At 68.1% G+C, this 6,193-nt stretch carries 9 protein-coding genes and 1 tRNA gene; 7 read left to right on the top strand and 3 right to left on the bottom strand.

Annotation, left to right across the window (positions count from 1 at the left end):
- Both ACIKT0_RS11505 and ACIKT0_RS11510 read right to left on the bottom strand, forming a co-directional pair.
- On the bottom strand, nucleotides 1–242 hold a 242-nt coding region (locus tag ACIKT0_RS11505; RefSeq protein WP_407105481.1), incomplete at its 3' end, for a disulfide bond formation protein B.
- A gap of 58 nt (nucleotides 243–300) precedes the next feature.
- Entirely contained in the window at nucleotides 301–882 is a 582-nt protein-coding gene (locus ACIKT0_RS11510) for a YqaA family protein (protein WP_183395710.1), read from the bottom strand.
- A 409-nt stretch (nucleotides 883–1,291) separates the two neighbouring features.
- Between ACIKT0_RS11510 and ACIKT0_RS11515 the strand changes: the two genes are divergently transcribed.
- A complete protein-coding gene (locus tag ACIKT0_RS11515) occupies nucleotides 1,292–1,555 on the top strand; it encodes an ester cyclase (protein ID WP_407105482.1) in 264 nt (87 codons plus the stop codon).
- A 74-nt stretch (nucleotides 1,556–1,629) separates the two neighbouring features.
- Nucleotides 1,630–1,716, top strand: a tRNA-Leu gene (locus ACIKT0_RS11520).
- 41 nt (nucleotides 1,717–1,757) lie between these two features.
- Here ACIKT0_RS11520 and ACIKT0_RS11525 read toward each other — a convergent pair.
- Nucleotides 1,758–2,999, bottom strand: a complete 1,242-nt coding sequence (locus ACIKT0_RS11525; RefSeq protein WP_407105483.1) for a flavin monoamine oxidase family protein — start codon at nucleotides 2,997–2,999, stop codon at nucleotides 1,758–1,760.
- Between the two features lie 331 nt (nucleotides 3,000–3,330).
- On the opposite strand from ACIKT0_RS11525, the gene ACIKT0_RS11530 reads away from it, so the two are divergent.
- The 5 genes from ACIKT0_RS11530 to ACIKT0_RS11550 form a co-directional block, all read left to right on the top strand.
- Complete coding sequence (locus ACIKT0_RS11530) at nucleotides 3,331–3,627, top strand: hypothetical protein (protein WP_407105484.1); 297 nt, start codon at nucleotides 3,331–3,333, stop codon at nucleotides 3,625–3,627.
- Nucleotides 3,624–4,019, top strand: coding sequence for a hypothetical protein (locus tag ACIKT0_RS11535; RefSeq protein WP_407105485.1), 396 nt, complete (start codon nucleotides 3,624–3,626; stop codon nucleotides 4,017–4,019). The genes ACIKT0_RS11530 and ACIKT0_RS11535 overlap by 4 nt, the downstream gene beginning before the upstream one ends.
- 37 nt (nucleotides 4,020–4,056) lie before the next feature.
- The gene (locus ACIKT0_RS11540) at nucleotides 4,057–4,227 is read left to right on the top strand and encodes a hypothetical protein (protein WP_407105486.1); all 171 of its coding nucleotides are present in this window, start codon (nucleotides 4,057–4,059) and stop codon (nucleotides 4,225–4,227) included.
- Nucleotides 4,227–5,654 carry an APC family permease gene (locus ACIKT0_RS11545; protein WP_407105487.1) on the top strand — a complete coding sequence of 476 codons (1,428 nt, stop codon included), beginning with the start codon at nucleotides 4,227–4,229 and terminating at the stop codon, nucleotides 5,652–5,654. Before ACIKT0_RS11540 ends, ACIKT0_RS11545 begins: the two co-directional genes overlap by 1 nt.
- Before the next feature lie 7 nt (nucleotides 5,655–5,661).
- Nucleotides 5,662–6,193, top strand: a 532-nt coding sequence (locus ACIKT0_RS11550) for a hypothetical protein (protein ID WP_407105488.1), incomplete at its 3' end; no start/stop codon positions are given.

Raw genomic sequence — 6,193 nt, forward strand, 5'->3', positions numbered from 1 at the left:
AGGAACAGCAGGGCCGTGGCCGCGAGCAGCAGGCGCATCGCGGCGGTCGCTCCGGCGAGCCCGAGAAGCCCGGCGGCGAGCGCCAGCGGAGCCCCGACGTAATAGGGCCAGCGCTGCCACAGGCAGAGCATGCAGGGCACGTAGCCGAAGCCGTGCTGGAACACGAGCGCCGCCCCGACAGTGAGGGCGGCGGCGGCGGCGATCACGAAGGCCAGGATCGCGGCTGAGCGGGTGCGCGTCATCGGGCGGGTATGGCCGATCTCGCGCGGCCTGTCGCGTGGGCCGACCGCCGCCACGCCGTCACACCACGTATTTGACCAGCACGAAGCCGCCGACCACGAAGGCGAGCAGCAGGATCGTCGCGACCTCGAGGCGCTTCTCGATGAATTCCCGCACCGGCTCGCCGTAACGCTTGAGCAGCCAGGCGACCGCAAGGAAGCGGAGGGTGCGCGAGATGATCGTCAGCACGACGAACAGGAAGACGTTGTAGCCCGCGAAGCCCGAGACGATCGTCACCAGCTTGTAGGGGATCGGCGTCAGCCCCTTGAGCAGGATGATCCACAGCCCGTACTCGGCGTAGGCGTGCCGGAACGCCTCCATCTTGTCGCCGTAGCCGTACAGATTGATGATCCACAAGCCGACGCTGTCATAGAGCAGCGCGCCGATGGCGTAGCCGAGCAGGCCCCCGAGCGTCGAGGCGACCCCGCACAGGATGGCGTAGTAATAGGCCCTGTCCGGACGGGCGATCGTCATCGGGACAAGCAGGACGTCGGGGGGCAGCGGGAAGAACGAGCTCTCCGTGAAGGCGACCCAGAACAGGGCCCGATCGGCCTTAGGGCCCGCCGCCAGCGAAAGCGTCCACTCGTAAAGGCGTCTCAGCATTCCCGACCCTTCGCTGAGACGCGGAGCATGCCCCGTACCGTCCCGATCCAACCGGCCTTCGCGCGTGCGAACCTACCTCAGGCGCCGAAGCCTATGAGGGCTTTGCGCGCGGGGCGCAAGTCGTGAGTTTCCTTGGGCGCGGGGCAAGACAGTACCGGAGGCGTCCGCCTTCGTTCGGCGAACGAAGGCCCTTCAGCGGCGGTGTCAGTGAACCTCGCCGCCAACCGGCCGTTGACGCCGAGGCCGGACCTTCCCGTCCGGCGAAGGGAGGAGGATTGATGACCCGCGACGAGCTCGAAGCGCTCTACCGGCGCTACATCGCGTCCCTGAACGAACGCCGTCTGGACGAGGCCGAAAGCTTCTACTGGGATGAGTTGCTCTACAACGGCGAGCGCATGAGCAGGGCGGAGTGCGCGCCCGGGCGATCGAGGACAGCTTCGCCGCGATGCCGGATTTTCAGTGGAGCATCGAGAAGCTCGTCATCGAAAAGGACTTCGTCGCCGCGCGACTGCGCGACACCGCAACGCTGACGCGTGAGTGGCAGGGCCTCCGGCCGACAGGCAGGCGCGCCACCTTCGGCGAGAACGTCTTCTACCGGTTTCGGGAGGGCAGGATCGACGAGGTGTGGTCGATCGCCGACGTGGTCGCGCTCACGTCGCCCGATCCAGGCTAGCCATCTGGCGCCCCCGCCCGAGGTGGGTTACAGGAGCCGGACGCCTGCGGGCGTCCTGCACGACTGGCAGCGCCGCGGGCGTGGCGGAACTGGTAGACGCAGCGGACTCAAAATCCGCCGTCCTCACGGATATGTCGGTTCGAGTCCGACCGCCCGCACCATCGCTTTCCGATCATCGCCGGAGCCTGAACAGAGCTGCAGGCTATCTGCGCCCGCGCGCCGCGAGGATCGCGTCCGCCGCCGCGAGGCCGGTGCGCAAGGCGCCGTGCGCCGTCGAATAGTCGCGCGGCGAGCAGGCCTCCCCGGCGAAGAACAGCCTGTCGGCCACTGACGCGGCGAGGATTTCGCGCTGCCCCGCCATGCCCGGCGACGCGAAAGAGTAGGAGCCGCGCGCATAGGGATCGGCGCCCCAGGAATGGCTCGCGAGCGGCCGCAGGCGGCGCGCGAAGGCGGCGCCGAACAGACCCGTCAGTTCCTGCCGCGCAAAGTCGAAGAAGGCGGCGGGTCCTCCCCGCTCCAGATCAGCCGCGAGCGCCCCGCCGAAATAACCCTCTATGAGCGGCCGGCCGAGCGGCCGGAAATGATAGGATCCCGTCGCGACGTGGTCCGTTCGGCCGAACGCGCGGCTGTCGACCTCGAACTCCTCCGCGCCTTCGAGCGCCATGTAGAGCTTGTCGGCGAGCCCGAGCGGCAAGCCGCGCGCGGCGTCGCTTTTTTCCGGCAGAGCCGGCCGGAACGTCACGGCCTCCTGCGCCAGCAGGTCCGTCGGCAGGGTGACGATGGCGCGTTCGGCGGAGATCTCGCCTTGCGGCGTCGTGAGCCGGATGCGCCTGCCGCTGTGGTCGATCTCGCTCACGGGGCAGTCCAGCGCGAGCGGCACGCCGTCTGCGTGCCTCGCGATGACTGCGCCGTAGCCTGCGTCCAGGCGCCAGTTCACGCCGGTGTCCCGATAGGCCGCAAGATCGCGGGCGGAGACGCGCTGCAGTTCGGCGCCGCTCACATAGGTGCTGACCGCGTCGAGAAGCTCGTTCCACCGGCCGCCCGGCTCGAGACAGGCCGCGGCGGGCCGGTCGGGCGAGCAGGACGCGGCTTCCGCCAGACGCTCGTGAAACCTCTCGCTCGCCGCCCGGAAGTCCGCCTGCTCCTCGACCGGAAAGCCGGCTTCGAGCGCCGCCTTGCTCCAGGGCGCGGCCGAGCGCTCGACCGCATGCCCCTGCCGCTCCGCGATCGCGGTCCATGGGTTCTCGTCGCCCGAATGCAGCCAGCCGCAGCCGAGGTCCAGCGGACCCACGGCCGGATCCGGCTCGGTGAAGCTGCGGCCGCCGAGGCGGGCGCGGGCCTCGATCAGCAGGACGTCGACGCCCGCGTCATGCAGACGTCGAGCGGCCCCGATTCCCGCTGCGCCGGCGCCCACGACCGCGACTTCGACTTCCGCCTTGCTCATGGGATCACGCGTCCGCGCCGCCTGTGAGGACGCGCCGCGTTCTGGCGCCTCGCGGTCACGCCCGCAAGCTCCGGCCCCTCGCCGCCGTCAGCGTGCGTCACGTCAGATGAAGCCGGCAAGGGGCGGATTTTCCATGCAGACCGGCGCAGAGGCCAGCGAAGACGTCGCGCGACCGAAAGCGGCCGCCCCGGGACGCGGCTGCTGCGCCGCACCGCCGCCCAAATAAATATCGCATTGCACATAAACAGAGCGCTTGACGCCCGCAAATTAGGCGGTCACCTTTTCCTCAAAAGAGCGAAATTTTCTTCGCAAGAACATGGGGAGGAACGCCATGCGCGACCATCAGGCGCGTATTGAAGCGATGTACAGGCGGGACAAGCTTGCGGCCTATATCTCCGTCACGACGGTCTGGGCGGTCTACGCCTTCACGTTCTGGCGGATGTCCGATCAGTTCGCGGCCAGCGGCGTGACGCTGCTGATGCTGATCCTCGGCGGTCTAGTGCTGTTTCTCAACACCGCGGCCGTCTGGGCGCTGATCCGGCATTACCAGGAAGACAAGGCCGCGATCTACGGCACCGACATCTACTACCTCGACCGCATCGTGGCGGACCGGAGGCTGGCCCGATGAGGAAGCAGCCTTACGAGCCGCCCGCACAGTCGGTCTTCGGGCAGATCGTCGACGCCTTCATCATGCTCGCGCTGGTCCTGGTGACGCTCTACGTGCCGCTCCTGCTGAAGCTCGCCGGCGGCGGCACCACGACCAGCACGTTCGACAATCCCACCTGGGAGACGCTCGGCCAGAACGCCACCATGGCGACCCAGTGGGAGAAGCTCGGCTTCGACCCGACCTCCGCCGCGGCGATCATCGGCGTGAAGTTCGACTACGCGTTCTCCTGGATCGGCTTTGCGGTCACGGCCGCAGTCATCCTCCTCTACTTCGTCGGCATGCTGCGCTGGTCCGACAAGGAATATCGCGAGGTCATCGCCGAACGTTTCGACGACGACCGCCCGTCGGCCTGATCCGCCTGAAGTCACAAGTCATACCGAGGAGGCCGACATGATATCGGCGATGAACATCTGCGCCTGGTCGGCCGCCGCCGCGCTCGCGCTCTGGATGCTCTGGGACATGATCAAGACGAACCGAGCCTATTCCGAGGAGTACCTGACCTCCTCGGCGGAGGGTGAGATCATCGACGCCGAGCTCGGCGAAATCACGGCGAGGTCGTGATGGTGGACCTCACTCATCCCGCGGCTCCGGCCGCCGCCGCGGCCGCCCCATCCGCGACGCCAGCGCGCGTCGCGCTGAAGCGCGTCCTCGGGCCGGCCCATGTCTGGGGGCTCGGCGTCGGCATCGTGCTGGTCGGCGAGTTCATGGGCTGGAACTTCGCCGTCGGTAAGGGAGGCGCGATCGCCGCGCTGACCGCCTGCTGGCTCGCAGGCATTCTCTACACCTGCGTGGCGATGATCGACTCCGAGGTGACCTCGACGGTCGCCGCCGCCGGCGGCCAGTACGCGCAGGCGAAACACATCATCGGGCCGCTCGCGGCCTTCAATGTCGGCCTCTACCTGGTCATGGCCTACACGATGCTCGAGGTTTCGAACGCGATCGTCACGGGCGATCTGATCGAAGCCTTCGCGCACAACATGGGCCTGGTCGGAGACATCGACAAACGCGCCTTCATGGTGCTGACGATCGTCTTCCTGGCGTGGCTCAACTACCGCGGCGTGCTCGCCACCCTCACGGTGAACTACGTCATCACCGCCATCGCCTTCGCGGCCATCCTGACCTTGTTCGCCTATGTCCGCCCCTGGGCGCCCGGGGAGGTCACGAAGCATTCCGATCTCCTGACCGGACTTCCCTATGGCGGCCTCGGCATCCTGGCCGCGATGCATTTCGGCCTCTGGTTCTATCTCGGCATCGAGGGGACGACCCAGGCCGCCGAAGAGGTCCGCTCGCCGGCCCGCTCGCTGCCGCTCGGCACGCTCACCGGGATCATGACGCTGCTGATCGCCGCCACCCTGACCTGGTACATCGGCACAGGCCTGATGCCCTGGGAATATCTCGGACAGGCGATCACGCCGCTCTACGACGCCGGCCGCCTCACCGGCAGCGCGCCGCTCGAGGTGTTCCTGTTCGTCGGCACGCTGTTCGCGACCCTCGCCTCCGCCAATGGCTGCATCAACGACGCCTCGCGCGCCTGGTTCGCCATGGGCCGCGACCGCTACATGCCGGTATGGTTCGGCGGGGTGCATCCGAAGTATCGGACGCCGTTCCGCTCGATCGTGTTCTTCGTGCCGATCGCGATCCTGTTCGCGGTGTCGACCCCGCTCGACCAGACGATCACCTTCTCGATCCTCTCCGGTCTGCTTGGCTATACGATCATGGCGATCGCGGTGATCATCTTCCGCCGCAAATGGCCGCTCGGATCGATCAACCGCGGATACATCCACCCGCTTCATCCGCTGCCGGCGATCCTGCTTCTGACCTTGTGCGCCGTGACCTACTTCGCGGTGTTCCTCGGATACGGAACGCAGCTGCTCGCGATGATGAGCTTCTACATCCTGGCGTCGGCCTGGTTCGTCCTGCACCGCTACAAGTACTGCCGCCGGGGCGACCAGTTCACGATGGCCTGGCCGAAGCCCCGCGGCTACTGAGGCGGCGATGATCGGAACCGCCGTTCTGGCAGCGATCTCCGCGGCGGCGCTCGCCGCCGCGGAGCTCCGCTTGCGCAACGCGGCGCGCGCCGAGCGAAGCGGGCGCCGCGAGATCTTCGCGGACTGCCTGCCTCTGTTCGAAGGCGCCGTCCTGAAGCCCGATCCGTCGGGCTACGATGTCCTTCGCGGCCGCTATCGCGGCTTCGAGGCGGCGCTTCGGCCGGTGGCGGAGCAACTCGCCTTCCGTCGTCTTCCGCAACTCTGGCTGATCGCCTCGGTCCGCCTTCCGACCGGCGCGGAGGCGACCCTCGATGTTCTCCGACGCCCCACGGGCGGCGAATTCTTCGCCCTCGGCCCGGCGCTCCCCGAGGGCTTCCGGCCGCCTGCGTCCTGGCCCCAGGACTCGAGCGTCCGCGGCTCTCGTGGCGCAGGGGCGCTGCTTCCCGCGCTCGCCGCGCCGCTCGCCCCGATGCTCGTCGACGACCTCACCAAGGAAGTCTCCGTGACGCCCGCCGGCGCCCGCGTCGTGCGCCGGCTCC

It is taken from the genome of Hansschlegelia beijingensis, assembly GCF_045505405.1.
GTDB classification, from domain to species: Bacteria; Pseudomonadota; Alphaproteobacteria; order Rhizobiales; family Methylopilaceae; genus Methylopila; species Methylopila beijingensis_A.